This window comes from Ilumatobacter fluminis, from assembly GCF_004364865.1.
GTDB classification, from domain to species: Bacteria; Actinomycetota; Acidimicrobiia; order Acidimicrobiales; family Ilumatobacteraceae; genus Ilumatobacter; species Ilumatobacter fluminis.
This window is the reverse complement of the sequence record NZ_SOAU01000001.1, coordinates 1,011,216-1,036,619: the sequence shown is the minus strand read 5'-3', so window position 1 is coordinate 1,036,619 and position 25,404 is coordinate 1,011,216. Positions and strand designations below refer to the sequence as shown.

Below are 25,404 nucleotides of genomic sequence, written 5' to 3'. Positions count from 1 at the left end.
GGGCAGGCACCGGCCCCGTATGCTCGACGACGATGCTCTCGAGAACACTGTGGTCGGTTTGGACGTGGTTCGTACTCGTGGTCGCGATCATCGTGATCACGCCGCTGGTCGCGATCATCCGTCTGGTCACGATGCCGTTCGACCCCGGCGCCTACCGCGCCGGCCGGATGTTCCGCCAGATCGGCGTCGTCATGGAGAAGCTGAGCCCGCTGTGGACGTTCACGGTGTCGGGCACGGTCCCCGACGACCCGCGTCGCCCCTACGTCGTCGTGGCGAACCACGAGAGCTTCGTCGACATCCTGCTGCTGTGTCACGTGCCGATGGAGACCAAGTGGATGTCGAAGAGCGACTTCTTCAAGTTCCCGCTCGTCGGCTGGTGCATGCGGATGGTGGGAGACATCCGGCTCGACCGCGACGACAAGAAGTCGGGCATCGCCGCGCTCAAGCAGAGCCGGGACCGTCTCGACAAGAAGGTCTCGGTGATGATCTTCCCCGAGGGCACCCGGTCGAAGTCCGGCGAGCTGCAGGAGTTCAAGACGGGCGCCGCCCGCCTGGCGGTGCAGGCCGGCGTCCCGATCCTGCCGATCGCCGTCATCGGTACCCGCGACGCCCTCATCAAGCACGACTGGCGATTCGGCCGCAGCCACGCCGAGGCACGGGTGCTGCCTCCCATCGAGACCGACGGGATGACCAAGCACGACGTCGACGAACTCACCCGTCGAACGCGCGACGCGATCGCTGCAGCCCTCGACGACATGCGTGACGAGCGCGGGCTCCCGCCGCTCGACGCCGCCGCGAGCTGACGCTCGATGCCGTTCGCACCGGTTCGCGTCGTCCAGACGCTGCGTCCCGACATTCCCGCCGGCGTCTTCGCGGCCACGGCGGTCAGCACGGTCGTGTTCGCCGCCACGCCGTTCCTGATCCCGGCCATCGCCGGCGATCGCGATTTGAGCGTCGGCCTCGTCGGCATCGTGTCGACCGCGCAGCTGGCCGGGTTCATGCTCGCGTCGTCGCTCGCTCCACGTTTCCTCCGACCACGACGTCGTGTCATGACCATCGCGATCGTGCTCGGTGTGCTCGCCAACCTCTTGTCGGCCGTGGCACCGGTGTTCGCCTTCCTGGTCGGCACGCGGTTCGTGAGCGGCGTCTCGCTGGGGCTGATCGCCTGGATCGCCTGGGCCGAGGTGTTCGGCGACAATGAGCGCGTCGGCGACGTCGCGGTGATCGGCCCGCTGGTCGGCACGATCGCGTCCCCGATCATCGCGATCGTCGTCGACGAGGCAGGGCCCGACTGGATGTTCGTGGTGCTCGCCGGGCTCTACCTCGTACCGGCGGTCTTCGTGCGGTCGATGCATCTCGAGGCGTCGAAGCGCGAACGGGGCGAACGGCACCGACCGACCCGGGCGGCGTTCGCCATCCTCGTCGCCCTCGGCACGCTGACCCTCGGTGGTTCGGCCACGTTCGTCTTCGCCGGCGCGATCGGAACCGAGATCGTCGGGTTGCCGGCATTCACGGTGTCGCTCGTCTTCGCCGCGAACGCGCTCGCCGGGCTCCCGTCCGCACGGTTCCGCGGCGACCGACGGCTGGCCGGCCTCTGGCTCACCCTCACCGGGCTCGCCGCCGTGACGATCGGCGCTGTGCACGTGCCGGTGGCGTTCTGGTCGGCGATGATCGTCTGGGGATTCGCCTTCTGGATGGGCGTGCCCGGTGCGTTCTCGCTCCTCGCCGAGCGGTCGAGGTTCCCCGACGAACGCGCCGGCGACGCGCAAGCCGTCATGGCGCTCGGCCGGGTCGTCGGCCCGTTGATCGGCGGCGTGCTGTACGAGATCTCACCGACGATGCTGGGGTTCGGGGCCGGCGGCGTCATCATCGCCGCCGCCGTGCTGCTCGTCTATGTCGAGTGGAGGATCCACCCCGAGGTGTTGGGCGAGACGCTCGGCCGCCGGTCGGCCTGATCGGTCAGCGACGTCGCAGCACGCGAAGCGAGCCCGTCACCGACATCTCGTCGAAGCGGCCACTCGCCATGGCCGGGAGGTAGATCTGCTCGTACGGCGGTCGACCACCGTCGGCAGGGTCGGGGAACACATCGTGGATGGCGAGCGTGCCACCGGGCGCGACGAGGTGCGCCCAGCCCTCGTAGTCGAGACGGGCCGGCTCGTCGCCGTGGCCGCCGTCGATGAACAGGAAACCGATCGGCGTCGTCCAATGCCGGGCGACGCTCGGCGAGGCCCCGACGACGCCGATCACGGCGTCTTCGAGGCCGGCGTCGTGGATCGCCCGACGGAAGAACGGCAGCGTGTCCATCTTGCCGACGCCCGCGTCGACGACCTCGGTGTCGTGGTGTTCCCAGCCGGCCTGGTTCTCCTCGGAGCCGCGATGGTGGTCGACGGCGAACAGGTGCGTCCCCGCCGTCCGGGCAGCGGCGCCGAGCCAGATCGTCGAGCGGCCACAGTACGAACCCACCTCGACCCACGGAGCACCGTGCACGGCGGCGCCGGCAGCGAGCGCCGCTTCGAAGAGGGCGTCGCCCTCGTCGGGCGGCATGAAGCCCTTGGTCGCGAGCGCGAGCTGTCGGAGTTGCGGATCGAGGGGCACGCAGGGATCGTACCGACGTGCGGCGGTGGGCCGACCGGCCGCCCACGTGCCACGATAGGCCCGATGTCCCAGGCCCTCGACGAACTGATCGAACTGCTCGACCTCGAAGCGATCGAGGTCAACATCTTCCGCGGGACGCAGCCCGACGAGGATCGCCAGCGGGTCTTCGGCGGCCAGGTCGCCGGCCAGGCGCTCGTCGCGGCGTCCCGCACGGTCGAGGCCGACCGTCACGTCCACTCGCTGCACGCCTACTTCCTCCGGCCGGGCGACCCGACCGTGCCGATCCTGTACGAGGTCGATCGGCTGCGTGACGGTCGGAGCTTCACCACACGACGCGTCGTGGCGATCCAGCACGGACGACCGATCTTCAACCTGCAGGCGAGCTTCCACACGGTCGAGGACGGGCTCGACTACCACCTGCCGATGCCGAGCGGTGTCACCGCACCCGAGGAGCTCCCCACCTATCAGGAGCGACTCGAGCCGTATCGCGAGCGGGTCGGAGCGTGGCTCGACCGGCCCCGGCCGATCGACACGCGGTACGCCCCGCCCGATCACGCATTCGAGCCCGGCCTACAGACCGATGGTCAGTTGGTGTGGATGCGTGCCGACGGCAGCCTGCCCGACGACCCGGTGCTGCACGCCTGCATCGTCACCTACGCGAGCGACATGACGCTGCTCGACACGGCGTTGCGCCCGTCGGGCAAGTCGTCGTTCACCGACGACCTGATGATGGCGAGCCTCGACCATGCCATGTGGTTCCACCGCCCGTTCCGAGCCGATGACTGGCTGCTCTACCAGCAGCGAGCAATCTCGGCCTCGTCGGCGCGCGGCCTGGCGGATGGGTCGATCTACACCGCAGACGGCACTCTCGTCGTGTCGGTCGTGCAAGAGGGTCTGATCCGGGTGATCGACTGATGCGACGTCGATTCGCTGCACTCACCGGATTCGCACTGCTCGCCACGGCCTGCGGTGGCGACGACGACAACTCGACCGCCGTGATCGTCACGACGACCACGTCGGCCGAGGCGACGACATCACCCTCGTCATCGGTGACGGTGTCGACCGATCCGCCGACGTCCGCCGAGACGACCGACGTCACGGCGCCGACGTCGACCTCGCCCACGAGTTCCGAGACGACGGCGCCGCCGACCACTCAGGCGCCGGAGCCCGATCCGCCGGCGGCCGAACCCGAGGTCGGCGACCCGGATGTCGCGACCGAGCTGGTCGTCTCGCTCGATCGGCCGGTCGACCTCGCCGTCCGGCCCGGCGACGGCGCGCTCCACCTCGTCAACCAATCCGGAACGGTCGTACGCGTCGACCCGGAGACCGGAGCATCGACCACGACCCTCGACGTCACCGACCGCATCACGTACGGCGGCGAACAGGGCCTGCTCGGCCTCGAGTTCTCCCCCGACGGTTCGAAGGCCTACACGAACCACAATGCGCCCGACGGGTCCACCGTCATCACCGAGTACACCGTCGGTAACGACGGTGTCCTCGATCCGGCGTCGGCCCGCGAGCTGCTGACCGTCGCTCAGCCCTACCGAAACCACAACGCCGGCGACCTCGCGTTCGGCACCGACGGCATGCTGTACGTCCCGCTCGGCGACGGCGGCGCAGGCGGCGACCCCGAACGACGCGCGAGCGATCCGACGAGCCTCCTCGGTTCGCTGCTCCGCATCGATCCCACTCCCGATGGGACGTCGCCGTACTCCATCCCCGCCGACAACCCGTTCGCCGAAGGCCGTCGCGATGGGGTCGACGGCGCTCCCGAGGTGTGGGCCTGGGGGCTCCGCAACCCCTGGAAGGTCGCGTTCGACCCGACGACCGGTGCGCTGTGGATCGCCGATGTCGGCCAGAACCAGTACGAGGAGGTCAATCGCGTGATGGCGGGCGACCTCCCTGCGGGCTATGCGGTCGACTTCGGGTGGAGCGGCCTCGAGGGCACCGAGGTGTTCAACGAGGACGACCTTCGCGACGGCACGACGCCGCCGGTGTTGACCTACGAGCACGGTGCGGACGGCTGCTCGATCTCGGGCGGTGCTCCCTATCGAGGCAGCGCGATCGACGAACTCGAACCCGCTTACGTCTACAGCGACTACTGCTCCGGCATCGTGTGGGCGCTCGATCTCGCCGGAGGGCGCAACCTTCGGCTGCTCGACGGCCTGACCGAGGTGACCGCCGTCCGACCTGGACCCGACGGCGAACTGTACGTCTTGCAGGGCGACGGCGACGTGCTGCGCCTGGTCGCCGGCTAATCGGCGTTCGGGGACGCGGTCGAGTCGCCGACGACCAGCTCGACCGGGAGGACGACCCGCTTCGCTCGCCGGGTCGAGCCGGCCATCCGCTCGCCCAACAGGGTGGCGGCAGCGCGGCCCTTTGCGGCGACGTCCTGGCGGATCGTCGTGATACTCGGCTGGGCATAGGCGGCGAGCTGGGTTCCGTCGAATCCGACGACCGACAGATCGCCCGGCACGTCGAGTCCGGCCTCCAGGGCTCCTCGGATGACCGCTGCGGCGGCGACATCGGAGAAACACACGATCCCGGTCGGGCGCGGATCGAGCGCCAGGATGGCGCCGATCGCAGCGCTGTGCTCGCCGTGCTTCGGAGCCTGCACGACCGGCGCCTCGAGCCCGGCACCGTGAATGGCGTCGAACCACCCGAGGAGCCGCTGTTCGCTGACGACGTGGGTGGCGCCGAACGGGTCGTCGACCACCCCCACCTCGTCGCCGTACGACGTGGTGAACACGGCGAGGCGTTCGTGCCCCAGATCGATGAGATGCTGCGCAGCGAGGCGGGCCCCCTCGCGGTCGTCGATGTTCACACTGTCGTAGCCCGAACGGGGTCGGTGGTCGACGAAGACGATCGGCAACTGTCGGCGGATCAACCAATCGATGGCTTCGCTGTCGTCGACGCAGGCATACAGCACGGCGCCGTCGAGCGCGAGGTCTCTGGCCGGAACGAACGCCGCGGTCGTGTCGGACGTGAGCAAGGTGATCGCCGACCCCGTCGGCGCCAACTCGGCTGCGATCGCACCGACGAAGCCCGCGGCGACTTCGTCCTCGAACGCGTACGAGAAGGTGTCGGTGAACAACACGCCCACCGTGCCCGCCTTGCCCCGCGCCAGCGACCGTGCGGTCGGGTCGGGTCCGGCGTAGCCGAGCTCGGCGGCCTTCGAGAGGATCGTCTCGCGCAGCTCGGTCGACAACTGGTCGGGACGCGAGAACGCGTTCGACACCGTCATCCGGCTGACGCCCACCTGATCGGCGATCGTCTGGAGCGTCACGCGGCCCATGCCCCCATCATCGCGGCTGCGGGCCGGGTTTCCACGCCCCGGCCCGCACCCGTCGAGGTGTCACGCAGGAACGTGACGGAGCGTCGCTCGCCGCCGGGGGAGGAGGCGGCGGACGCGACCCAGGTCGGACCGCGCGACGCGGCGTCGTTCGACGACCGGTTGCACCGGGCTGTCCGGTCGGGCACTGAAGGCGATCATCTGCTGCATGTTCTGCTCGATCACGAGGCGAGCGGCGAGGTGCATCGATTCCATGGCTGAGTTCCTTTCACGACGTTGCTATACCGGTACAGTACCGCTTCGCGAGCCGAACGCCTATACCGGTACAGTGAGACATCCGGCACACGCGCTTCCGATGAACACGGCGATCTCGGCGGAACCAGTTGCGGAAACCGCAACCCCGGCCACCGGGAACGTCAGCCGACGCGTCGGAACGTCAGCCGGCGCGTTGAACGTCAGCCGACGCGTTGGAACGCCACGGAGCGTCGCTCGACGTCGACCGACTCGAGCCGAACCCGCACCTCGTCACCAGGATCGACACGGTGCGCCGACAGCCGCACCAGGATCGCGGGCTCGACGATCTGGACCTCGACCCCACGATCGGACTCGTCGATCACGACGGCGTCGAAGATCTCGCCTTCTCGGCCCGACAGCACCACGGCCTCGGCGAGGTCGAGCGCCATCCGTTCGGCCCGGTTCGCTCGCTGGTCGCCCTGCGACATCGCCGCCGGGAGTTCCTGGAACGCCTGCGAGATCTCGTCGGGAACCGGGTCACCGTTCGCCACGGCCAACGCGGCCTCGACGACGTACCGGTCCTGGAGCCGGCGGAGGGGTGCGGTGGCCTGGGCGTAGGTGGCGGCGACGGCGGAGTGCCACGGCCGGACACCGGGTTCGAACGGGGCGTACGAGGCACCACCGGCCGCCCGCCGGACGGCGATGAGGAACGCCGACGTGCGCGGATCGTCACGCGGCAGCGACCGCTCGAACGCGTCGAGCGGCGTCGACGCCGGCCAGTCGAGTCCGAACGCTCGCGCCGAGTTGCGGAGCTGGCGGTGCCGCCGTTCGTCGACATCGGGCATGACGCGGAACAGCCCGGTGCCTGCCGCGAACAACGCTTCGCCGACGGCCATGTTGGTCGCGAGCGAGAGCGCTGCGTTCTGCTCCTCCGACTCGAGCCGGGGGCGGAAATGCAATCGGAGCCGGCTGTCGGCCCGAGCGATCTCCTGCTCGGGGAACTCGACACGCGGTGCGCCGCGAGCCGCCTCGGCGATCTGGATCCGCCGATGGAGCTCGGCGAATCCGTCGGGGAGGTCGGCCGGGGTGACGGTGTCGTAGGCGAGCTTGGCCTGGTTGCGGATGAGGGCTCGTTCGACGCCATCGAGGCGGGGCGTGCCGTCGGGCGCGACCCGGACGGCGAAGACGACGGCGGGTCGATCGACGTCGGGCAAGAGGCTCGCCGCCCCCTCGGAGAGCACCGTCGGGTACAGCGTGGCCCGCTCGTCGGGGAGGTACACGGTGACCGCTCGCTCGAACGCCTCGCGATCGAGGGCGTCGCCGGAGCGGACGAACCATCCGACGTCGGCGATTGCGTAGTGCAGGATGACATCGTCGCCGGCCTGCTCGATCGCGAAGGCTTGGTCGAGATCGGTCGACGAGGCCGGATCGAGCGTGACGAACCGCTCCCCCGTCCGGTCGCGATGTTCGGCACCGGGCGTTCGGGCAGCAGCGGCGGCAGCGGCGTCGAGCACCTCGGGCGGGAACGACGTCGGGATGCCGCACTCCTGACGGATCCGGTCGAGCCCGTCGATCATCATCTCCCGAGCCCCATCCACCAACCGCATGACGCTCACCCTACAGATGGTGTCTCATACCTCCCGTGCAGCCAGGTCGAGCGCTGCAACGGTGAGCGGCTGGCCCGGTCGGGCGATCTGCCGGAACGTCCGCACGGCAAGTCCGAGAGATCAGACGTTGCGTATCAGCGACGGGCGCCCATGAACATGCCTTTGAGGGCGTCATAGTGCTCGATCACGTGACCGGCTCCCAGGACGACCGCCTCGAGGGGCACGTTCGACATCCGCACCGGCACCTCGGTCTCGCGTTCGATGCGAGCAGCGAGGCCGCGCAGCAGGCCGCCACCGCCGACCAGGTACATGCCGCGAACCAGGAAGTCCTGCGACAGTTCGGGCGGCGCCTTCGACAGGCAGCGCACCACCGAGGCGACGATCGACGACACGACGTCCTCGATCGCGTAGCGGATCTCCTCCGGCGTCAGGATGACGGTCTTCGGGAGACCGGTCATGAGGTCGCGTCCGCGCACCTCGGCCTGTGACTCCTGCGGCGTCGGGTCGGCGGAACCGATCGCCATCTTGATCTCTTCCGCCGTGCGTTCGCCGACGGCGATGCCGTGCTCGCGACGGATGTAGTTCTGGATGGCGGCGTCGATGTCGAACGAGCCGACCCGAACCGCTTCGAGCGCCACGATGCCGCCGAGGCTGATGACCGCGGTCTCGCTCGTGCCGCCACCGATGTCGATCACCATGTTGCCGACCGGTTCGTCGATGGGCAGATCGGCACCGATCGCGGCGGCCATGGGCTGCTCGATGAGGTTGGCGTCGGCGGCGCCGGCACGACGGGCGGCGTCGGTGACGGCGCGGCGTTCGACCTCGGTGATCGCCGACGGCACGCAGATGACGACTTTCGGGCGCGTGAAGCGGCTCACACCAACTCGTTGCAACAGCAACCGGATCATCCGCTCGGTGATCTCGAAGTCGGTGATTGCGCCACCGCGAAGCGGCCGAACGGCCACGATGTAGCCGGGCGTCCGACCGATCATCTGCCAGGCCTCTCGCCCGGTGGCCAGGACCTCTCCGGTCTGGCGGTTGAGCGCGATGACCGACGGCTCGTTCAGGACGATGCCGCGACCTTTCATGTACACCAGGGTGTTGGCGGTTCCCAGGTCGATCGCGAGGTCACGTGCCATCGTCGTCGTCTTCCTCGTCGGTGGCCGGCGGCTCGTTGGCTTCGGCGGCACTCTGCACCTGGTCGACCACGGGCCGGCGAGCTTCCGGCGAGAGTGCGTCGATCTGGCGGCGGAACGAATCGACCCCGTCACGGGATCGGCGATAGCGCGTCACGCTGACGATGATGGCGGCGACAACCGCAACGGCGAGCACGATGACGACGAGCTGCGTCATGTATCGACCTCCGACGACGCCGAAACGGATACATCGGCGACGTCGACGAGATCAGCAGCGTTGGTGCCCCAGTCGGAGCCGTCCGGCCACACTTCGCGCTTCCACACCGGGACCGCCACCTTGAGGGCGTCGATCGTGAACCGCGCTGCCTCGAAAGACTGCGGTCGGTGTGGGGCGGACACAGCGCAGACCACCGAGCTCTCTCCGAGCTCGAGGCGGCCCACACGGTGAATCATCGCGATGCGGCCGACCTCGGGCCAGCGGGCGCGCGTTTCCGCAGCGATCTCCGCGAGCTTCGGGACGACCATCTCGTCGTAAGCCTCGTATTCGAGGTATTGAACGTCTTGTCGCTCCACACCATCCGCATCGGCCGCGTGATCACGGACGGTGCCACTGAAGAGCACCACGGCACCGCAATCCGGCCTGACACACCAGTCGTAGATGGCGCCGATCGGCAGGGCGGCGTCGGTGAGTCCGAGCCATTCGTCGCCGCTGTCCGGTGGGAGCACAGAGGCATCGTAGCCGTGCCACCGGGCCTCGCGACGTCCACTGCCGTTCCACGTTCACTACGATCGTCTTCTCGTGGAGCACGGTCCGGTTCCCCCTCATGAACGCAGCTGGCGGCACCCGTCCGAAGTCGCTGCCGACGAGACCGCCGAACTGCGCGCCGTCGAGGTGCCCCGCTCCACTCGTGCGTTCGCCCTGGCCACGGGCTCACTCGGCTTGGTCGCACTCGGCGTCTTCGTGCTCGTCATGACGCCGTCGCGCGACGGCACCCCCATCGCGGTCAGCGCGACGACGACCGCCGTCGTGTCCGACATCGATGACGGATCCGCCGCCCCGACGGTCGCCGCGGTGCGCCGCCCGGTGGCCGATGTCACGACCGCAGCGCTCGCCACGCCGATCGGCGACGGCGACTACGCCGTGGTGGTCCGGACGACCCTCGACCGGTCGTCCGCCGACCGGGTCGACGTCGTGCTGCCGTCGGGCCGAACGGTGTCCGGGGCGATCGTCGACGAGAACGCCGATACCGCACTCGTCCACCTCTCGATCAACGAGCCCGGCCACCGGATCGCCGAGCGACGGCCCCACGATCACGACGTCGTGACCGTGCTCGCGACCCCGCCGGTCGAGGTCGCCTTCGCCGACGTCGACCAACTCGACGTCGCAGACGGGACCGCCGTCGTCGACGCCGACGGCGACCTCGTCGGCCTCTGCAGTCGCGGGACCGACGGGACGAAGGTGTTGATGGTCGACGACGACATGGCCGCGATGGACGACGACGCCGGCGACGAGCAGGCCGAGACGACCGCCGACGGTGACGGCGAGGACGGTGACACCGAGACCGGAGACGAGCAGGCCGGCCTCGATGACGTCGACGACGACGTGCTCGACGAAGTGACCGACGAGTTCGACGTCACGGTGCCGCCGACGACCTCGGCCGCCGACGACTGATCGTCGTCAGCGAGGGCGACGCCGCCACCAGCGGCGGGCGAACCACCCGGTCGTCGCGAGTGCGGCGACGATCGCCCCGACCATGGCGGCGAGCGCCAGCTCCTGGCGACGCTTCGGGGTGATCATGGTCCACCACTTGGCCTCGGTGCCCTCGACGTAAGCCTGCTCGTTCGTGACGGTCGGCTCCCAGCCCTCCGCACGCAGCTTGTCGTTCGCGACGATCCACGGCGCTCGGGTGTACGAACGAAGGCCTGGTGGGATCGGGCCGCGCTGGAACCGCCACCGCAGCGCCCCCACCACGTCGGCGAGTCTCCCCGGCAACGGCACGCGCAACCTGCGACCGGACAGGGCCCGGACCCGATCGCCTGGGATGCTGCCGTCGGGTGCGACGTTGTACACCCCGTCGAGCTCGCGTTCGACGGCCAACGCGACCGCACTCGCGACATCGTCGTGATGGACGAACTGGGTCGGCGCAGAGGCCTCGCCGAACACCTGACCGGACCCGGCCGTCAGCGCCCGCGCGAGCGAGGACGTCCCCTCCTCGGCGATCGGGATCGCAGGACGGAGCATGGCGACACGGCGGCCCGTTCGCTCGGCCCGCCACGCCTCGACCTCGGCCTCCGCCCCCGCGAGCTGCCGGGCGTAGACGAACGTCGGATCGGGTCGCAGCACGGCTTCCTCGGTGAGCGGAATCGGGTTGTTCGCGAGCGCCCCGTACACCATGGCGGACGACACGACGACGAGGTGGTCCGCGCCGACATACCGGGCGTCGCCCAACAGGCCTTCGGTACCGACCGTCACGCTCTCGCCTCGCTGGCCGAGCACGTCGTGGTCCGCGATCCCGACCTCGACGACCACGTCGAAGCGTCCGGCGACCGGCTCGTCGCCGGACGCGACCGTCAGGTCGATGCCGGGGACGTCGGCGAGTCGGTCGGCCACCCGCCAGCCGAGTGCTCCGCGGACGCCGCGCAGGTAGACGCGCCTCGCCGGCGCGGTCGTCGTCATGAACGCGACACTACCGGCCGGGCGTGTGGCGACCGCCGTGCCCGGACGGACGTCGAGTTGCCGTAGCCTCGACATATGGCAGACGACGACCAAGGCCAGGGCGACGAGCCGTTCAATCCGTTCGGGGCGTTCCCCATGTTCGGCGACATCGCCAAGGCGCTCCAGGGGCAGGGCCCGCTCAACTGGGACGCAGCTCGCCAGTTCGCGATGCTCGGCGCGACCGAGGGCCAACCGGAGCACAACGTCGACCCCGGCGACCGGATCGCCTACGGCGAACTCGCCCGGATCGCAGCGATGCACGTCAACGACGTGACCGGCAGCGACGACGACCCGCCCGAGCCGCGCATCGTCACCCGCGGCCAGTGGGCCGCCGAGACCCTCGAGGCGTACCGGCCGCTGTTCACCGATCTGGCCACGTCACTCGGTCAGCAACCCGGCACCGACGTCGAAGCCCCATCCGACCCGATGATGCAGATGATGGCCGGCCTCAGTCAGATGATGGGACCGGCGATGATGGGCATGTCGGTCGGATCGATGGTCGGGGCATTGTCGCAGCGGGTGTTCGGTCTCCACGACCTGCCGATCCCCCGCGCCAAGCAGGAGATCGTGCTCGTCGCCCGAAACATCGCCGAGTTCGCCGAGACCTGGGAGATCCCGACCGACCAGATGCGGCTCTGGGTGCTCGCCCACGAACTGTCGGGACATCGGGTGCTGTCGATCGAACACGTGCGTACGGCGCTCGCCGACCTCGTGCGGCAGCACGTCAGCGGGTTCCGCCCCGACCCGTCCGCCATGGCCGACTCGCTCGGCGGCATCGACCCGATGAGCAGCGACAGCGACCCGATGGAGGCGATCCAGCAGGCGTTCTCCGATCCGGAGGTGCTGTTGGGCGCCGTGCAGTCCGACGAGCAGCGGGCGCTCCAGCCCCGACTCGACGCTGCCGTGGCTGCCGTGGTCGGGTACACCGACTGGGTCGTCGATGCCGTGTCGGTTCGCCTGATCGGCGGCGAGTCGTTGCGCATCGCCGAGGCGGTTCGTCGCCAACGCGCGGAGCCAACGCCCGACGACGTGTTCGTCGAGAAGCTGCTCGGCATCCGTGTCGGCGAGGAGCAGGTGCGGCGAGGGAAGGCGTTCATCCAGGGTGCCGTCGACCGGGTCGGTGAGGACGGTCTCACCACCCTGATCGAAACCCCCGACTCACTCCCCACCCCCGCCGAGATCGACGCCCCCGGCCTCTGGATCGCCCGAGTGAGCGGCGACTGAGCGACACGTCTCTCCCGGGTCGGGTGATCTCCGGAAACGCCGACTCCGTCGTCGTCCCCTCCGACACCCGACCCGATTGGTTCCCACCGGTCCCGGACCCTTTCGAACGTGGGCCTCGACCACCCGCGCGATCGGACATGTCCACGGCCAGGGCCATGAGGGTCCGCGAAATTGCGACGTTAACGTCGGGCTTCGACGGCGTCGGTGAGCCGCTGGAAGACGTGTTCGGGTTGGCCGACACCGTTGACGACCGTCAGGGCGCCACGGCTCGAGTAGTACTCGATCAGCGGTGACGTCTGGCTCTCGTACAGATCGAGACGACGGTTGACGGCGTCGGGCGTGTCGTCGGCGCGTTGCTGGACGTCGCCGCCGCACACGTCGCAGATCCACGGCGACGGCTCGTTGCCGGTGGCGGTGTAGTTCGTGCCACAGTCGCGGCAGACACGGCGCGACGAGAGCCGTTCGAGGACGATCTCGCGCGGCACGTCGAGATCGATCGCGACGTGGATCGGCTTGGCGGCCGTGATCATGTCGAGCGCCTCGGCTTGGGCCACCGTTCGGGGGAACCCGTCGAGGATGTAGCCGCGCGTGTCGGCGTCGGGCTTGGCGAGCCGCTCGCGGACGATGCCGATCATGATGTCGTCACCGACGAGACCGCCGGCGTCCATGACCTCTTTGGCCATCTTGCCGAGCTCGGTTCCTTCGCGAACCGCGGCTCGCAACACGTCTCCGGTGGAGATGTGCGGCACGACGTAGTGGCGCGACAAGCGCACGCACTGCGTGCCCTTGCCGGCCCCCTGACGGCCGAGGATGACGATTCGAGCTCCGGGGATCAAGGCGCCTCAGACCTCCACGGCTGCCGGACGCGGCAACGCGACGAGGAAAGCGCCGACGACGAGTCTCACGGAGGGAGCGGGCGAAGCGCAGCGGAGCCCAGTCCCGGCCATTACTTCAGGAAGCCCTCGTAGTTGCGCAGCATGAGCTGGCTGTCGATCTGGCGCATCAGCTCGAGCGACACACCGACGGAGATCAGGATGCTCGTACCGGCGAAGGCGAAGCCGTTCACGTCGGCCGCCCACAGGATCAGGTACGGGGTGATCGCGATGAGTGCGATGAACACGGCGCCGGGCAGGGTGATGCGGTTGACGGCCTTGGCCAGGTAGGCCTCGGTCTGCGGGCCGGGGCGCACGCCCGGGATGAAGCCACCCTGGCGACGGATCTGGTCGGCCTGACGGACCGGGTCGAAGGCGATCGAGTTGTAGAAGTAGGCGAAGGCGATGATCAGCAGCGCGAACAGGCTGACGTAGACGATGTTCTGGCTGTTCAGGATGTACTGGTCGACGCCCTCTTGGATCTGGCCGCGGATCCACGCCCACGACCACTCGTCGGCGTTCGGGTCGCCGCTGCCGAAGAAGCTGGCCAGGATGGCCGGGAGCAGCAGGATCGAGCTGGCGAAGATGATCGGGATGACGCCCGACTGGTTGACCTTGAGCGGGATGTACGTGTTCTGGCCGCCCATCATGCGACGACCGACGACGCGCTTCGCGAACTGGACCGGGATCCGTCGTTGACCGAGTTCGACGAACACGACCGCCACGATGATCGCCAAGGAGACGATGATCATGACGACGAACCAGAACTCCTTGTTGACCTGCAGGATCGAGTAGAAGCCGCCCGGAACACTGGCGACGACGGAGGCGAAGATGATCATCGACATGCCGTTGCCGATGCCTCGCTGGCTGATCATCTCGCCCATCCACATCAGCACCGCGGTGCCGGCGACGAGCGTCGGGATGATCAGGTAGCCCCGTGGCCAGATGCCGTCGGGGAGCAGCGGCACCGAGGGTGCCTGCACGGCCGAGAAGAAGGCGCCGCCGCCACCGGTGCCGAACAGGAACACGAGCACCGTGGCCTGGAGCGTCGCGAGCGCGATGGTCACGTAGCGGGTGTACTGCGTGATCTTGCGCTGGCCGACCGCGCCCTGCTGCTGGAGTTCTTCGAGCTTGGGAATGACGACGCCGAGCACCTGCATGATGATGCTGGCGGTGATGTACGGCATGATGCCGAGCGCGAACACCGAGAACGACTCGAAGGCACCGCCGGAGAACAGGTTGAACAGGCCGAGCGCGCCGTCCTGGGAGCCCTCGCGGAGCTGGTCGATGGCCAGCGGGTCGACGCCCGGCACCCGGATCGCTGCGCCCACTCGATAGAGGGCCACGATCATGAAGGTGAAGAGCAGCTTGTTCCGGAGATCCGGGACCTTGAAGATGTTCAGGATGTTCGACAGCACTGGCGAAGAAGTCTTTCTGTCTCGTCAGACCCCGGAGAGACTACCGGCCGAGACCGCTTCGGGACGAAGCACCGGATTGCAGCTGGGCCGGGTCGGGGTTGTGCAGAGGGGGACGGGCGTCCCGTCCCCCTGCAGCACAGATTTCGTGGGCGTGTGCCCGATGGTCACCGGTTGGTGAACTGGTTGCCCTTGGCGGCCGGGCGACCGGCCTTGCCCTCGGCCTTGAACGGGAGCTCGATCAGGGTGAGCGAGCCGCCGGCGGCCTCGATGGCAGCCTGGGCGGCCTTCGACGCACCGTGGGCGTGCACCTCGATCTTGGCCGACAGCTCACCGCGGGCGAGCACCTTCACGAACGCGTCCTTGCGGACGATGCCGTGGGCGTGCAGCACCTCGGGGGTGATGGTCGACTCGCCGTCCTCGGCCAGTGCGGCCAGGGTGTCGAGGTTGACCGCGCTGTACTCGACGCGGAACGGGTTCGTGAACCCCTTCAGCTTCGGGACCCGCTGCTTGAGGGGGTTCTGACCACCCTCGAAGCCGCGACGGACGGTGTTGCGGGCACGCTGGCCCTTGGTGCCGCGGCCGGCGGTCTTGCCGCCCTTGCCGCCGGTACCACGGCCGACACGCTTGCCGCTCTTGCTGGCGCCGGGAGCCGGCGCGAGATCGTGAACGCGCATGATCAGTTACTTCCTTGTTCGTCGGCGGCCTGCTCGACGACGTCGGCGACAGCCTCACTGACGGCTTCGCCCGACTCGTTGGCCTTGTCGCTGCCCTGCGGACCGTCGGCGCCGATGGCGATGAGGTGCGGGACGCGGGCGATCATGCCGCGGATCTCGGGACGGTCGGGCAGGGTGTTCGTCTGGCCGATGCGGCCGAGGCCGAGCGCACGGAGCGTGCCGCGCGTCTTGGGCTTCGCGCCGATGGCCGAGCGAGTCTGGGTGACGGTGATGGTGTTCTCACTCATGGGTGGCTCCTGCGGCCATCTGCTTCTGACGCTCGTTGTAGGCGTTGAGCAGACCCTTGGGCACGAACGACTCGGCGGGGATGCCGCGACGCTTCGCGATCTCGTCCGGACGCTCGAGCTGCTTCAGCCCCTCGATCGTGGCGCGGGCCACGTTGATGTGGTTGGCCGAACCGAGCGACTTGCAGAGGATGTCGTGGATGCCGGCCTCTTCGAGGATGATGCGGGCGGCACCACCGGCGATGACGCCGGTACCGGCAGCGGCGGGCTTCATGAGCACGCGTCCGCCACCGGTCTCACCGATGACCGGGTGGATGATGGTCGAACCGGCGAGCGGAACCTCGAACAGGTTGCGCTTGGCCTCTTCGGTGCCCTTCTGGATGGCGAGGGGCACTTCCTTGGCCTTGCCGTAGCCGAGACCGACACGGCCGTTGCCGTCACCGACGACCACGAGCGCCGTGAAGGCGAAGCGACGGCCGCCCTTGACGACCTTGGCGACACGGTTGATCGTGATGACCCGCGACTCGCGCAGACCGCCCTCGTTCTCGTTGTCGTTGTTGCGATCGTTGCGATTGTTGTTGCGATCGTTGTTGTAGGCCATCAGAACTCCAGACCTGCCTTGCGGGCGGCATCGGCGATTGCGGCGATCCGGCCGTGGTAGGCGAACCCACCCCGGTCGAACACGACGGTGGTGACACCAGCGGCCTTGGCGCGCTCGGCGACGAGCTCGCCGACACGCTCGGCAGCGGCGACGGTTGCACCGCTCCCCTGCTCACGCTGGCCGGCTTCGGTGGTCGACGCGGCGGCGAGGGTGAGACCCTCGTCGTCGTCGATCACCTGGACCGAAATGTGCTTGTTCGAACGGAACACGGCGAGACGCGGCCGGGCGGCCGTGCCGTGCACCTTCTTGCGGACCCGACGGTGGCGGCGGATCCGACCTTGGCGACGTGCCTTCGCGATGTCACTCATCACTTCTTACCTGCCTTGCCGGCCTTGCGAATGATTCGCTCGCCGGCGTACCGGACGCCCTTGCCCTTGTACGGCTCGGGCTTGCGGATGCTGCGGATGTTGGCAGCCACCTGGCCGACGACTTCCTTGTCGATGCCGGTCACGATGACCTGCGTCGGCTGGGGCACCTCGAAGGTGATCCCCTCGGGAGCCGAAACGGCGACGGGGTGGCTGAAGCCGAGGTTCAGTCGGAGGGCGTTGGGGCCCTGCGCTTCGGCGCGGTAGCCGACGCCGACGATCTCGAGCTCTTTCTTGAAGCCATCGGTGACACCGATGACCATGTTGTTGACGAGGCTGCGGACCAGGCCGTGGAGGGCCTTGTTCTTGCGCTCGTCGTTGGGACGGGTGAAGGTGAGTGCACCGTCGTCCTGGGTGACTTCGATGCCACCGGGGATCTCACGGCTCAGCGACCCCTTCGGGCCCTTCACGGTGATGTTGGCGCCCGAGATGGTGACGTCGACTCCCGAGGGAACCGTCACCGGGGCGTTACCGATACGCGACATGTCGGCTCCTTACCAGACGTAGCAGAGGACCTCGCCGCCGACGTTGCGCTGACGCGCTTCGCGGTCGGACATGAGGCCGTGGCTGGTGGACAGGACAGCGACGCCGAGGCCGCCGAGCACGCGGGGCACGGCGGAGGCCTTGCGGTAGACCCGCAGACCCGGCGTCGAGATGCGACGGAGACCCGAGATCGTACGATCGCGGTCGTCGCTGTACTTCATCTGGATGGTGAGCACGTCACCGGGGCCCTTGGTGTTGGGGCTCACCTCGAAACTCGAGATGTAGCCCTCGTCCTGCAGGACCTTGGCGAGTGCCACCTTCTGCTTCGACGAGGGCATGCGCACCTCGTCGTGGAGAGCCGTGTTCGCGTTGCGAATACGGGTCAGCATGTCGGCGATGGGATCAGTCAGCATCGGGGTTCCTCCTCACCAGCTCGACTTGGTCAGACCGGGGACTTCGCCGGCGTGTGCCAGCTCGCGCAGGCAGATGCGGCAGAGACCGAACTTGCGATAGACGGAACGAGTGCGCCCACAGCGGCGGCAACGGGTGTACCCGCGCACCTTGAACTTGGGCGTCTGGTTCGCCTTGTTGACGAGTGCTTTCTTGGCCATGTCTTCTTCTTCTCTCGCCTACTCGGTCACTTCTTCTTCTTGCCGCCGTACTGGGGGCCACGGCGCTTCTTCTTGCGGGGGGCGGCGTCGGCGTCCGCACCCTTCTTGAACGGGAAGCCGAACGCATCGAGCAGGGCCTTGCCACTGTCGTTGTCGGTCGCCGTCGTGACGATGGTGATGTCCATGCCCCGCTGGTGGTCGATCTTGTCGACGTCGATCTCGGGGAACACCGACTGGTCGTTCAGACCGAAGGTGTAGTTGCCGCGTCCGTCCCACGAGTGGGCCGGCAGACCGCGGAAGTCACGGATACGGGGGATGGCGACGGCCAGGAGGCGGTCGAAGAACTCCCACATGCGGTCGCCGCGGAGCGTGACCTTGGTGCCGATGGCCTGGCCCTCACGGAGCTTGAAGCCGGCGATCGAGGTCTGCGCCTTGGTGACGACCGGCTTCTGGCCGGAGATCAGGGTCAGTTCCTCGACGGCCTTCTCGAGCAGCGACGGCTGCTGGGTCGCACGGCCGACACCCATGTTGATGACGATCTTCTCGAGCTTCGGGATCTGCATCTCGTTGTTGATGCCGAGATCCTGGGCGAGCTGCGCCTTGATCGTGTTGTTGTAGCGCGCCTTGAGGCGCGGCTGCGTTGCGGTTGCGGTCGCCATGATCAGACCTCGTCTCCACTCGGGCGAGCGATACGAACCTTCTCACCCTGCTTGTTGGTCGAGTAGCCGAGCCGAACCGTCTCTCCCTTGTGGAGGAACATGACGTTCGAGGCGTCGATGGGCATGTCCTTGTCGATGATGCCCGACTGCTCGTTGGCACGACGTGCCACCTGGTGCTTGGCTGCGGTGTTGACGCCGCTCACGAGCACCTTGTTGGTCTTGGGATAGACCCGTTCGACGACGCCTTCGGCGCCCTTGTCCTTGCCCGTGATGACACGCACATGGTCACCCTTGCGCAGTTTCATCTCAGATCACCTCCGGTGCGAGCGACACGATTCGCATGAACTTGCGGTCACGCAGCTCACGGCCGACGGGGCCGAAGATGCGGGTGCCGCGAGGGGTCAGGTCGTCCTTGATCAGCACGGCCGCGTTCTCGTCGAAGCGGATGTAGCTGCCGTCGGGACGACGCTTTTCTTTCTTGGTGCGCACGACGACGCACTTGACGACGTCGCCCTTCTTCACACCGGCGCCGGGGATGGCGTCCTTCACGGTGGCCACGAAGACGTCACCGATCGAGGCGTACCGGCGGCGCGTGCCACCGAGCACCTTGATGCAGAGCACTTCGCGCGCACCACTGTTGTCGGCGACGCGGAGTCGCGATTCCTGCTGGATCATCGGGCACGCTCCACGATCTCGACCAAGCGCCAGCGCTTGTTCTTGCTCATCGGGCGGGTCTCCATGACGCGCACGCGGTCGCCCACGCCGGCGTCGTTGGCCTCGTCGTGGGTGTACAGCTTCTTCGACCGGAGGACGAACTTGTTGTACTTGGCGTGACGGACGCGGTCGGTCACGGTGACGACGATCGTCTTGTCCATGTTCGTCGAGGTGACCATGCCCTCACGCACCTTGCGTGCGGCGCGGGTCTCGGCCGAATCGTCGGACAGCGTTGTGGTGTCTTCGCTCATCTTCTTCTCAGCTCTCTGCCTCGGCCGCAGCGATCTCGCGCTCGCGGATGAGGGTGTTGATGCGGGCGATCTGGCGCCGGACCTTGGTGATCTCGGCGGTGTTCTCGAGCTGGCCCGTCGCGTTGCGGAAGCGCAGGTTGAGCGCTTCGTGCTTCGTCTCGCGGAGCTCGTCGACGAGCTCGTTCAGGTCCATCTCGCGGAGCTTGTCCTTCTTCGCCATCTCAGATCGTCTCCTCACGGGTGATGACACGGGCCTTGATCGGCAACTTCTGGATCGCCTTGTTCATGGCTTCCTTCGCCTGCTCTTCGTCGGGGAACGACAGCTCGAACAGGACGCGACCCGGACGGACGACGGCGACCCAGAACTCGGGGTTGCCCTTGCCCGAACCCATGCGGGTCTCGGCCGGCTTCTTGGTGACCGGCTTGTCCGGGAAGATGTTGATCCAGACCTTGCCGCCACGGCGGATCGATCGGGTCATGGCGATACGGGCGGCCTCGATCTGGCGGGCAGTCAGCCAGCCGGGCTCGAGTGCCTGAATGCCGTATTCGCCGAAGTGCAGCTCCGTGCCGGCCTTGGCCTTACCACGGGTGCGGCCGCGGTGGTGCTTGCGGTGTGCGACCTTGCGAGGCATCAACATGATGGTCTCCTACCTTTCGCCCGGCTCAGTCGTCGCCGCGAAAGTGCGGCGTCTCGTGACCCTCGCGGGTCTGGCGGGCAATCGTCTCTTCTTCGTCGAGCAGCTTCTCGAGCTCGGGATCGGCGTCCTTGAGCAGGGGCTGGGTCTCGGTCTCGGGGGCCTCGGTGCGGTCACGCTGGGGGCGGTTGCCCGACGACACGACCTTGCGCGGCGAGTCGGCGGTCTGGCCCGAGGTCTCGCCGACGGCCATGGCGGCCTCGCGGGCGATCTTGTCCTCGTTCTGGCTCTTGTACGGCAGGATGTCGCCCTTGTAGAGCCACACCTTCACGCCGACCCGGCCGTTGGCGGTCTTGGCCTCACGGAAGCCGTAGTCGATATCGGCACGCAGGGTGTGCAACGGCACGCGGCCCTCGCGGTACCACTCGGTGCGGCTCATCTCGGCGCCGCCGAGGCGTCCACCGCACTGCACGCGGATGCCGAGGGCACCGGCGCGCTGAGCGTTCTGGACCGCACGCTTCATCGCACGGCGGAACGCGATGCGGTTGGCGAGCTGGTCGGCGACACCCTGGGCGATCAGTGCGGCGTCAAGTTCGGGGGTCTTGATCTCGACGATGTTGAGCTGGATCTTCGGGTTGCCGGTGATCTTGGTGATCATCGCCCGGAGCTCGTCGGCCTGGGCGCCACGACGACCGATCACGATGCCCGGACGGGCCGTGTGGACGTCGACGCGCAGCTTGTCGCGGGTGCGCTCGATCTCGATACGGCTGATCGCCGCCGACTCGAGGCGCTCCATGATCGCGTCACGGATCTTCCAGTCCTCGGTGAGGTATTCCTTGTAGTCCCGGTCGGAGAACCAGCGGCTCTTCCAGTCGGTGCTCACGCCGAGGCGGAAGCCGTACGGGTTGATCTTCTGGCCCATGGGTCAGTCCTCGTCCTTCTTCGAGCCGGGCTTGCTGAAGCCGGCGGCTTCGGCGTTCTCTTCGGTGTCGAACCACACCTCGGCCTTGGTCACCTTGTAGTACCGGCTGTCGGGGGTGTGGTACAGCATCGAGTCGGCGTTGCCCTTGATCGGGTGCGTGTCGGGGCCGTTGCCGTCGACGTCGGGCTTGATGCTGCCCGCCCACTCGGCGGCCTCGAAGTCGCCCGACGCGGCGGGTGCCTCGTCGGCGTCGTCGGCGGCGTCCACCTCGGCGGCGTCGACCTCGACGGTCTCGACTTCGGTCTCTTCGACACCGGCGAAGCCCTCGACCTCGTCGGTGGCGATGTCGTCGGCGTTCTCGTCCTCGATGGCGTCGGTCTCGGCCTCGTCGGCGTCGATCTGGTCGACGCCGGCCTTGGCCTGCTCGGCACGCTGGCGGCTGCGCTCGACGCGAGCACGGCGGTTCGCCGACTGGCTGGAGCTGCGGCCTTCGGCGCGAGCCTGCACGACCTCGAGACGATCCTCGCTCATGCGAGCGACGACGATCGTGATGTGGCAGGTGCGCTTTCGGATGCGGGTCGCACGACCGCGAGCACGCGGACGGAAGCGACGCAAGGTCGGGCCTTCGTCGGCGAAGCAGGCGAGCACGAAGAGCTCGTCGGCATCGGCGATGTAGGCGCCCGAGTCGGTGTCGGTCGCGTTGGCGACGGCCGAGGCCAGCACCTTGCGGATGTCGTGGGCGATCGCCCGGTCGGTGAACTGCAGCACCTCGTCGGCCTGGTGGACCGGGAGACCGCGGATCAGGTCGAGCACCACGCGGGCCTTGTAGGCCGAGGACCGCACGTACTTGGCGGTCGCCTTGGTGCCGTGACGCTCACCGATCGCGGTGGCGCCTTCGTTGAGCTTCGGACCACGCATCAGCGACGTGCCCCCTTCTCCTGCCCGGCGTGGAACTTGAACGTCCGGGTGGGGCTGAACTCACCGAGCTTGTGGCCGACCATCGACTCGGTGATGTACACCGGGACGTGCTTGCGGCCGTCGTGGACGGCGATGGTGTGCCCGACCATGTCGGGGATGATGGTGCTGCGACGCGACCAGGTCTTGATGACCTTGCGTTCGCCGGCCTCGTTCTGCTCGTCGACCTTCTTGAGCAGATGGTCGTCGACGAACGGGCCCTTCTTGAGACTGCGAGTCATGTTCTTCGGATCTCCTTCTCGGGCCTCAGCGGCGTCCCTTGCCGGTGCGGCGACGACGGACGATGAGCTTCTGGCTGGGCTTGTTCTTGTCGCGGGTGCGACGCTCGGGCTTGCCCCACGGCGAGCTGGCGGGACGGCCACCGGAGGTGCGGCCTTCGCCACCACCCATCGGGTGGTCGACGGGGTTCATGGCGACACCGCGGGTCTGGGGCTTGATGCCCTTCCAGCGGTTGCGACCGGCCTTGCCGATCTTGACGAGCTCGTGCTCGCTGTTGCCGACCTCGCCGACGGTGGCGCGGCAGTCGATCGGCACGCGGCGCATCTCGGTCGAGGGCATACGCACGGTGGCGTAGTCGCCTTCCTTGGCGACCAGCTGGACGGCGATGCCGGCCGAACGACCGATCTTGCCGCCCTGGCCGGGACGCAACTCGACGTTGTGGATCGTCGTACCGACCGGGATGTAGCGCAGCGGCATGGCGTTGCCGGGCTTGATGTCGGCGCCCTGGCCGGACTCGACCTGATCGCCGACGTTGAGGCCCTTGGGAGCCAGGATGTAGGCCTTCTCGCCGTCCGCGTAGTGCAGGAGGGCGAGGCGGCAGGTGCGGTTCGGGTCGTACTCGATGCCGGCGACCTTGGCGGTCACGCCGTCCTTGGTACGACGGAAGTCGACGACGCGGTAGCGCTGCTTGTGACCGCCGCCGCGGTGACGCGACGTCTTGCGGCCGTAGGCGTTGCGGCCACCGGTCTTGGACTTCTTTGCCAGCAGCGACTTCTCGGGCGTCGACTTCGTCACATCGGAGAAGTCGGACGACGTCTGGAAGCGACGGCCGGCGCTGGTGGGCTTACGGGAACGAATTGCCATGACGATGACCTCAGTTCTCGAACAGCGGGATCTCACCCGCTGCCAGCGTGACGATGGCGCGCTTGGTGTCGGGCTTGGAACCGCGGCGGTTCGAACCACGCACTCGCGTGGCCTTGCCCTTGCGGTTGAGGGTGTTCACCTTGAGCACTTCGACGCCCCAGATCGCCTCGACCGCATCGCGGATCTCGGGCTTGCTGGCGCTCGGAGCGACCTTGAACACGTACACGCCGGTCTCCATGAGGTCGTAGCTCTTCTCGGAGACGACCGGCGCCAGGATGATGTCGCGAGGATCCTTCATCACTTCTCGTCCTTCTCAGCGGCGGCGCCCGTCGGGAGCACGGCCTGGGTGAACACGACGTAGTCGTTGCAGAGGACGTCGTAGGCGTTGAGCTCGCCGGGGGCGATCAGCTGCACCTCGGTGAGGTTGCGGAAGCTGAGCGCTGCCGTGGCGTCGTCACGGCCGACGACGACGAGGACCTTGCCCTCGAGGCCGAGACCGGCGAGCGCCGACTTGGCGGCCTTGGTGCTGGGGGCGTCGAAGCCCCACTCGTCGACGACGACGACCTTGCCCTCGGCGGCGCGGTCGGACAGAGCCGAGCGGAGCGCGAGGTTGATCATCTTCTTCGGGGTCTTCTGGCCGTAGCCACGCGGCTTCGGGCCGAGGGCGACACCACCACCGCTGAACTGCGGTGCGCGGATCGAGCCCTGGCGGGCGTTGCCGGTGCCCTTCTGGCGGTACGGCTTGGCGCCACCACCGGCGACCTCGGAGCGGGTCTTGGTGCTCTGGGTGCCCGAGCGACGGGCGGCGAGCTGGGCGGTGACGACCTGGTGCATGACCGGGACGTTCGGCTGGATGCCGAACGTGTTGTCGTCGAGATCGACGGTGCCGGCGTCCTTGCCGGCGGCGTTCTTGAGGGTGATCTGCGCCATGGTGATCAGGCTCCCTTCACAGCAGCCTTGACGGCATTGCGGACGGACACGAGCCCACCGTTGGGGCCGGGGACCGAACCCTTGATGAGCAGCACGTTGCGCTCGGCGTCGGACTCGACGACCTCGAGGTTGAGGGTCGTGACCTGCTCGTGGCCCATGTGGCCCGACATCCGGAGGCCCTTGAAGACCCGGCCCGGGAACGAGCACGAGCCGACGGCGCCGGGGGTGCGGTGGTTCTTGTGGTTACCGTGGCTGGCGCCCTGGCCCTTGAAGTTGTGACGCTTCATGGTGCCGGCGAAGCCCTTACCACGGCTGGTGCCGGTCACGTCGACCTTGGCGCCGGCCTCGAGGGCCTCCACCGTGATCTCCTGACCGACTTCGAAACCGTCGACCGAGTCGAGGCGGAGCTCGACGAGCCGCTTGCCCGGCTGGACACCCGCCTTGGCGTAGTGGCCGGCGGCCGGCTGATTGAGCTTCTTCGCGTCGCGATGCCCGTAGGTGACCTGCAGAGCGCTGTAACCATCACGTTCGGCGGTCTTGATCTGGACGACGCGCATGGGCTCGACACGGACGACCGTGACGGGGACGACCTGGTCGTCCACCCACTTCTGCGTCATCCCGACCTTCTCGCCGAGAATCACTGTTTGTGCCATTGCGGCATTCCTTCGTTGATCGAGCCCTTCGGGGGCTATCCACTTGCATGGAGACCGTGCGTTCGGACGAACCGGCAGTTCGTCCGGTTCTCACGCAAATGCTCCGCCGCCCGTGCAGGGCGTGCGGAGCACTCGGTCAGGTTGTCGCCGTGGGGTATCCGGTCGATAGTGCTCGATCGGACCGTCACGGACATCGATTGCGAACTTGCGTGCCAGGGAGTCCCTGGACACGGCTATGAAATGCTATCGGAGCGGTTCCAGGTCCACAACCGGCCCGGAACGTCCGCACCAGATGTGACCGGAATCACGCCCCAGCCACCCAGTGTCGGATGATGTCAGACATCAACCGACACCGAAACTGGCAGGTGTCGGAGCGACCGGTCGGTTGATGTCTGACATCATCCGACCGG

The 25,404-nt window shown here is 68.0% G+C and carries 36 protein-coding genes; 6 read left to right on the top strand and 30 right to left on the bottom strand.

Annotated features, from left to right (window positions below; all coding sequences use genetic code 11):
• The first annotated feature begins 32 nt into the window (after window positions 1-32).
• Window positions 33-803, top strand: a complete 771-nt coding sequence (locus BDK89_RS04580; protein WP_133867823.1) for a lysophospholipid acyltransferase family protein — start codon at window positions 33-35, stop codon at window positions 801-803.
• 6 nt (window positions 804-809) lie between these two features.
• Complete coding sequence (locus tag BDK89_RS04575) at window positions 810-1,955, top strand: MFS transporter (RefSeq protein ID WP_133867822.1); 1,146 nt, start codon at window positions 810-812, stop codon at window positions 1,953-1,955.
• Between the two features lie 4 nt (window positions 1,956-1,959).
• On the opposite strand, the gene BDK89_RS04570 is transcribed toward BDK89_RS04575, so the two are convergent.
• Complete coding sequence (locus BDK89_RS04570; RefSeq protein WP_133870974.1) at window positions 1,960-2,544, bottom strand: class I SAM-dependent methyltransferase; 585 nt, start codon at window positions 2,542-2,544, stop codon at window positions 1,960-1,962.
• Window positions 2,545-2,658: 114 nt separating this feature from the next.
• Here BDK89_RS04570 and BDK89_RS04565 point away from each other — a divergent pair, with 114 nt between their 5' ends.
• Window positions 2,659-3,510, top strand: coding sequence for an acyl-CoA thioesterase (locus BDK89_RS04565; RefSeq protein WP_133867821.1), 852 nt, complete (start codon window positions 2,659-2,661; stop codon window positions 3,508-3,510).
• Complete coding sequence (locus tag BDK89_RS04560) at window positions 3,510-4,853, top strand: PQQ-dependent sugar dehydrogenase (RefSeq protein WP_133867820.1); 1,344 nt, start codon at window positions 3,510-3,512, stop codon at window positions 4,851-4,853. The genes BDK89_RS04565 and BDK89_RS04560 overlap by 1 nt, the downstream gene beginning before the upstream one ends.
• Here the strand turns inward: BDK89_RS04560 and BDK89_RS04555 are convergent.
• From BDK89_RS04555 to BDK89_RS04530, 6 genes are all read right to left on the bottom strand, one after another.
• Window positions 4,850-5,890: a LacI family DNA-binding transcriptional regulator gene (locus BDK89_RS04555; RefSeq protein WP_133867819.1), complete on the bottom strand. Its 1,041-nt coding sequence runs from the start codon at window positions 5,888-5,890 to the stop codon at window positions 4,850-4,852. The genes BDK89_RS04560 and BDK89_RS04555 overlap by 4 nt on opposite strands.
• Before the next feature lie 60 nt (window positions 5,891-5,950).
• On the bottom strand, window positions 5,951-6,142 hold the full coding sequence (locus BDK89_RS04550) for a hypothetical protein (RefSeq protein WP_133867818.1): 192 nt from the start codon (window positions 6,140-6,142) through the stop codon (window positions 5,951-5,953).
• Window positions 6,143-6,342: 200 nt separating this feature from the next.
• The gene (locus tag BDK89_RS04545; protein ID WP_133867817.1) at window positions 6,343-7,728 is read right to left on the bottom strand and encodes an RNB domain-containing ribonuclease; all 1,386 of its coding nucleotides are present in this window, start codon (window positions 7,726-7,728) and stop codon (window positions 6,343-6,345) included.
• A 134-nt stretch (window positions 7,729-7,862) separates the two neighbouring features.
• Entirely contained in the window at window positions 7,863-8,867 is a 1,005-nt protein-coding gene (gene mreB / locus BDK89_RS04540; protein ID WP_133867816.1) for a rod shape-determining protein, read from the bottom strand.
• Window positions 8,857-9,081 carry a hypothetical protein gene (locus BDK89_RS04535; protein WP_133867815.1) on the bottom strand — a complete coding sequence of 75 codons (225 nt, stop codon included), beginning with the start codon at window positions 9,079-9,081 and terminating at the stop codon, window positions 8,857-8,859. Before BDK89_RS04535 ends, mreB begins: the two co-directional genes overlap by 11 nt.
• Window positions 9,078-9,590, bottom strand: coding sequence for a molybdenum cofactor biosynthesis protein MoaE (locus BDK89_RS04530; protein ID WP_133867814.1), 513 nt, complete (start codon window positions 9,588-9,590; stop codon window positions 9,078-9,080). Before BDK89_RS04530 ends, BDK89_RS04535 begins: the two co-directional genes overlap by 4 nt.
• Window positions 9,591-9,663: 73 nt before the next feature.
• Here BDK89_RS04530 and BDK89_RS04525 point away from each other — a divergent pair, with 73 nt between their 5' ends.
• Window positions 9,664-10,536: a hypothetical protein gene (locus BDK89_RS04525; protein ID WP_133867813.1), complete on the top strand. Its 873-nt coding sequence runs from the start codon at window positions 9,664-9,666 to the stop codon at window positions 10,534-10,536.
• A gap of 6 nt (window positions 10,537-10,542) precedes the next feature.
• On the opposite strand, the gene BDK89_RS04520 is transcribed toward BDK89_RS04525, so the two are convergent.
• Window positions 10,543-11,541 carry an NAD-dependent epimerase/dehydratase family protein gene (locus BDK89_RS04520; RefSeq protein ID WP_166657381.1) on the bottom strand — a complete coding sequence of 333 codons (999 nt, stop codon included), beginning with the start codon at window positions 11,539-11,541 and terminating at the stop codon, window positions 10,543-10,545.
• Window positions 11,542-11,616: 75 nt separating this feature from the next.
• Between BDK89_RS04520 and BDK89_RS04515 the strand changes: the two genes are divergently transcribed.
• The gene (locus BDK89_RS04515) at window positions 11,617-12,804 is read left to right on the top strand and encodes a zinc-dependent metalloprotease (RefSeq protein WP_133867811.1); all 1,188 of its coding nucleotides are present in this window, start codon (window positions 11,617-11,619) and stop codon (window positions 12,802-12,804) included.
• A 179-nt stretch (window positions 12,805-12,983) separates the two neighbouring features.
• On the opposite strand, the gene BDK89_RS04510 is transcribed toward BDK89_RS04515, so the two are convergent.
• The 22 genes from BDK89_RS04510 to rplC form a co-directional block, all read right to left on the bottom strand.
• The gene (locus BDK89_RS04510) at window positions 12,984-13,640 is read right to left on the bottom strand and encodes an adenylate kinase (protein ID WP_133867810.1); all 657 of its coding nucleotides are present in this window, start codon (window positions 13,638-13,640) and stop codon (window positions 12,984-12,986) included.
• Between the two features lie 110 nt (window positions 13,641-13,750).
• On the bottom strand, window positions 13,751-15,094 hold the full coding sequence (gene secY / locus BDK89_RS04505; RefSeq protein WP_133867809.1) for a preprotein translocase subunit SecY: 1,344 nt from the start codon (window positions 15,092-15,094) through the stop codon (window positions 13,751-13,753).
• A gap of 164 nt (window positions 15,095-15,258) precedes the next feature.
• Complete coding sequence (gene rplO / locus BDK89_RS04500; RefSeq protein WP_133867808.1) at window positions 15,259-15,768, bottom strand: 50S ribosomal protein L15; 510 nt, start codon at window positions 15,766-15,768, stop codon at window positions 15,259-15,261.
• Window positions 15,769-15,770: 2 nt separating this feature from the next.
• Window positions 15,771-16,055, bottom strand: a complete 285-nt coding sequence (gene rpmD / locus BDK89_RS22650) for a 50S ribosomal protein L30 (RefSeq protein ID WP_133867807.1) — start codon at window positions 16,053-16,055, stop codon at window positions 15,771-15,773.
• Window positions 16,048-16,653: a 30S ribosomal protein S5 gene (rpsE, locus tag BDK89_RS04490; protein ID WP_133867806.1), complete on the bottom strand. Its 606-nt coding sequence runs from the start codon at window positions 16,651-16,653 to the stop codon at window positions 16,048-16,050. The genes rpmD and rpsE overlap by 8 nt, the downstream gene beginning before the upstream one ends.
• On the bottom strand, window positions 16,653-17,021 hold the full coding sequence (rplR, locus tag BDK89_RS04485) for a 50S ribosomal protein L18 (protein WP_133867805.1): 369 nt from the start codon (window positions 17,019-17,021) through the stop codon (window positions 16,653-16,655). The genes rpsE and rplR overlap by 1 nt, the downstream gene beginning before the upstream one ends.
• A complete protein-coding gene (rplF, locus tag BDK89_RS04480) occupies window positions 17,021-17,563 on the bottom strand; it encodes a 50S ribosomal protein L6 (protein ID WP_133867804.1) in 543 nt (180 codons plus the stop codon). The genes rplR and rplF overlap by 1 nt, the downstream gene beginning before the upstream one ends.
• Window positions 17,564-17,572: 9 nt before the next feature.
• Window positions 17,573-17,974: a 30S ribosomal protein S8 gene (gene rpsH / locus BDK89_RS04475; protein ID WP_133867803.1), complete on the bottom strand. Its 402-nt coding sequence runs from the start codon at window positions 17,972-17,974 to the stop codon at window positions 17,573-17,575.
• 12 nt (window positions 17,975-17,986) lie between these two features.
• A complete protein-coding gene (locus tag BDK89_RS04470) occupies window positions 17,987-18,172 on the bottom strand; it encodes a type Z 30S ribosomal protein S14 (RefSeq protein WP_133867802.1) in 186 nt (61 codons plus the stop codon).
• Window positions 18,173-18,198: 26 nt separating this feature from the next.
• Window positions 18,199-18,831 carry a 50S ribosomal protein L5 gene (gene rplE / locus BDK89_RS04465; RefSeq protein WP_133867801.1) on the bottom strand — a complete coding sequence of 211 codons (633 nt, stop codon included), beginning with the start codon at window positions 18,829-18,831 and terminating at the stop codon, window positions 18,199-18,201.
• 2 nt (window positions 18,832-18,833) lie between these two features.
• Window positions 18,834-19,136, bottom strand: a complete 303-nt coding sequence (rplX, locus tag BDK89_RS04460; RefSeq protein WP_133867800.1) for a 50S ribosomal protein L24 — start codon at window positions 19,134-19,136, stop codon at window positions 18,834-18,836.
• A gap of 1 nt (window position 19,137) precedes the next feature.
• Complete coding sequence (rplN, locus tag BDK89_RS04455; RefSeq protein WP_133867799.1) at window positions 19,138-19,506, bottom strand: 50S ribosomal protein L14; 369 nt, start codon at window positions 19,504-19,506, stop codon at window positions 19,138-19,140.
• A complete protein-coding gene (gene rpsQ, locus BDK89_RS04450) occupies window positions 19,503-19,796 on the bottom strand; it encodes a 30S ribosomal protein S17 (protein ID WP_133867798.1) in 294 nt (97 codons plus the stop codon). Before rpsQ ends, rplN begins: the two co-directional genes overlap by 4 nt.
• Before the next feature lie 7 nt (window positions 19,797-19,803).
• On the bottom strand, window positions 19,804-20,016 hold the full coding sequence (gene rpmC, locus BDK89_RS04445; protein ID WP_133867797.1) for a 50S ribosomal protein L29: 213 nt from the start codon (window positions 20,014-20,016) through the stop codon (window positions 19,804-19,806).
• 1 nt (window position 20,017) lies between these two features.
• Entirely contained in the window at window positions 20,018-20,434 is a 417-nt protein-coding gene (gene rplP, locus BDK89_RS04440) for a 50S ribosomal protein L16 (RefSeq protein WP_133867796.1), read from the bottom strand.
• 25 nt (window positions 20,435-20,459) lie between these two features.
• Window positions 20,460-21,353 carry a 30S ribosomal protein S3 gene (gene rpsC / locus BDK89_RS04435; protein ID WP_133867795.1) on the bottom strand — a complete coding sequence of 298 codons (894 nt, stop codon included), beginning with the start codon at window positions 21,351-21,353 and terminating at the stop codon, window positions 20,460-20,462.
• 3 nt (window positions 21,354-21,356) lie between these two features.
• Window positions 21,357-22,271 (bottom strand): 50S ribosomal protein L22, encoded by a 915-nt coding sequence (rplV, locus tag BDK89_RS22645; protein WP_133867794.1) that lies wholly within the window; start codon window positions 22,269-22,271, stop codon window positions 21,357-21,359.
• Complete coding sequence (gene rpsS, locus BDK89_RS04425; protein ID WP_133867793.1) at window positions 22,271-22,549, bottom strand: 30S ribosomal protein S19; 279 nt, start codon at window positions 22,547-22,549, stop codon at window positions 22,271-22,273. Before rpsS ends, rplV begins: the two co-directional genes overlap by 1 nt.
• A 25-nt stretch (window positions 22,550-22,574) precedes the next feature.
• Complete coding sequence (gene rplB / locus BDK89_RS04420; RefSeq protein ID WP_133867792.1) at window positions 22,575-23,411, bottom strand: 50S ribosomal protein L2; 837 nt, start codon at window positions 23,409-23,411, stop codon at window positions 22,575-22,577.
• A 10-nt stretch (window positions 23,412-23,421) separates the two neighbouring features.
• Entirely contained in the window at window positions 23,422-23,709 is a 288-nt protein-coding gene (rplW, locus tag BDK89_RS04415) for a 50S ribosomal protein L23 (protein WP_133867791.1), read from the bottom strand.
• Entirely contained in the window at window positions 23,709-24,341 is a 633-nt protein-coding gene (rplD, locus tag BDK89_RS04410; RefSeq protein ID WP_133867790.1) for a 50S ribosomal protein L4, read from the bottom strand. The genes rplW and rplD overlap by 1 nt, the downstream gene beginning before the upstream one ends.
• A gap of 5 nt (window positions 24,342-24,346) precedes the next feature.
• Complete coding sequence (gene rplC / locus BDK89_RS04405) at window positions 24,347-24,994, bottom strand: 50S ribosomal protein L3 (RefSeq protein WP_133867789.1); 648 nt, start codon at window positions 24,992-24,994, stop codon at window positions 24,347-24,349.
• Window positions 24,995-25,404: the final 410 nt, after the last annotated feature.

Coding starts and splice junctions, on each gene's coding strand:
- BDK89_RS04580 (WP_133867823.1), top strand. CDS start 33: ATGCTCTCGAGAACACTGTGGTCGGTTTGGACGTGGTTCGTACTCGTG.
- BDK89_RS04575 (WP_133867822.1), top strand. CDS start 810: ATGCCGTTCGCACCGGTTCGCGTCGTCCAGACGCTGCGTCCCGACATT.
- BDK89_RS04570 (WP_133870974.1), bottom strand. CDS start 2,544: ATGCCGCCCGACGAGGGCGACGCCCTCTTCGAAGCGGCGCTCGCTGCC.
- BDK89_RS04565 (WP_133867821.1), top strand. CDS start 2,659: ATGTCCCAGGCCCTCGACGAACTGATCGAACTGCTCGACCTCGAAGCG.
- BDK89_RS04560 (WP_133867820.1), top strand. CDS start 3,510: ATGCGACGTCGATTCGCTGCACTCACCGGATTCGCACTGCTCGCCACG.
- BDK89_RS04555 (WP_133867819.1), bottom strand. CDS start 5,890: ATGGGCCGCGTGACGCTCCAGACGATCGCCGATCAGGTGGGCGTCAGC.
- BDK89_RS04550 (WP_133867818.1), bottom strand. CDS start 6,142: ATGGAATCGATGCACCTCGCCGCTCGCCTCGTGATCGAGCAGAACATG.
- BDK89_RS04545 (WP_133867817.1), bottom strand. CDS start 7,728: ATGCGGTTGGTGGATGGGGCTCGGGAGATGATGATCGACGGGCTCGAC.
- mreB (WP_133867816.1), bottom strand. CDS start 8,867: ATGGCACGTGACCTCGCGATCGACCTGGGAACCGCCAACACCCTGGTG.
- BDK89_RS04535 (WP_133867815.1), bottom strand. CDS start 9,081: ATGACGCAGCTCGTCGTCATCGTGCTCGCCGTTGCGGTTGTCGCCGCC.
- BDK89_RS04520 (WP_166657381.1), bottom strand. CDS start 11,541: ATGACGACGACCGCGCCGGCGAGGCGCGTCTACCTGCGCGGCGTCCGC.
- BDK89_RS04515 (WP_133867811.1), top strand. CDS start 11,617: ATGGCAGACGACGACCAAGGCCAGGGCGACGAGCCGTTCAATCCGTTC.
- rplO (WP_133867808.1), bottom strand. CDS start 15,768: ATGCGCGTTCACGATCTCGCGCCGGCTCCCGGCGCCAGCAAGAGCGGC.
- rpmD (WP_133867807.1), bottom strand. CDS start 16,055: ATGAGTGAGAACACCATCACCGTCACCCAGACTCGCTCGGCCATCGGC.
- rpsE (WP_133867806.1), bottom strand. CDS start 16,653: ATGGCCTACAACAACGATCGCAACAACAATCGCAACGATCGCAACAAC.
- rplR (WP_133867805.1), bottom strand. CDS start 17,021: ATGAGTGACATCGCGAAGGCACGTCGCCAAGGTCGGATCCGCCGCCAC.
- rplF (WP_133867804.1), bottom strand. CDS start 17,563: ATGTCGCGTATCGGTAACGCCCCGGTGACGGTTCCCTCGGGAGTCGAC.
- rpsH (WP_133867803.1), bottom strand. CDS start 17,974: ATGCTGACTGATCCCATCGCCGACATGCTGACCCGTATTCGCAACGCG.
- BDK89_RS04470 (WP_133867802.1), bottom strand. CDS start 18,172: ATGGCCAAGAAAGCACTCGTCAACAAGGCGAACCAGACGCCCAAGTTC.
- rplE (WP_133867801.1), bottom strand. CDS start 18,831: ATGGCGACCGCAACCGCAACGCAGCCGCGCCTCAAGGCGCGCTACAAC.
- rplX (WP_133867800.1), bottom strand. CDS start 19,136: ATGAAACTGCGCAAGGGTGACCATGTGCGTGTCATCACGGGCAAGGAC.
- rplN (WP_133867799.1), bottom strand. CDS start 19,506: ATGATCCAGCAGGAATCGCGACTCCGCGTCGCCGACAACAGTGGTGCG.
- rpsQ (WP_133867798.1), bottom strand. CDS start 19,796: ATGAGCGAAGACACCACAACGCTGTCCGACGATTCGGCCGAGACCCGC.
- rpmC (WP_133867797.1), bottom strand. CDS start 20,016: ATGGCGAAGAAGGACAAGCTCCGCGAGATGGACCTGAACGAGCTCGTC.
- rplP (WP_133867796.1), bottom strand. CDS start 20,434: ATGTTGATGCCTCGCAAGGTCGCACACCGCAAGCACCACCGCGGCCGC.
- rpsC (WP_133867795.1), bottom strand. CDS start 21,353: ATGGGCCAGAAGATCAACCCGTACGGCTTCCGCCTCGGCGTGAGCACC.
- rplV (WP_133867794.1), bottom strand. CDS start 22,271: ATGCGTGGTCCGAAGCTCAACGAAGGCGCCACCGCGATCGGTGAGCGT.
- rpsS (WP_133867793.1), bottom strand. CDS start 22,549: ATGACTCGCAGTCTCAAGAAGGGCCCGTTCGTCGACGACCATCTGCTC.
- rplB (WP_133867792.1), bottom strand. CDS start 23,411: ATGGCAATTCGTTCCCGTAAGCCCACCAGCGCCGGCCGTCGCTTCCAG.
- rplW (WP_133867791.1), bottom strand. CDS start 23,709: ATGAAGGATCCTCGCGACATCATCCTGGCGCCGGTCGTCTCCGAGAAG.
- rplD (WP_133867790.1), bottom strand. CDS start 24,341: ATGGCGCAGATCACCCTCAAGAACGCCGCCGGCAAGGACGCCGGCACC.
- rplC (WP_133867789.1), bottom strand. CDS start 24,994: ATGGCACAAACAGTGATTCTCGGCGAGAAGGTCGGGATGACGCAGAAG.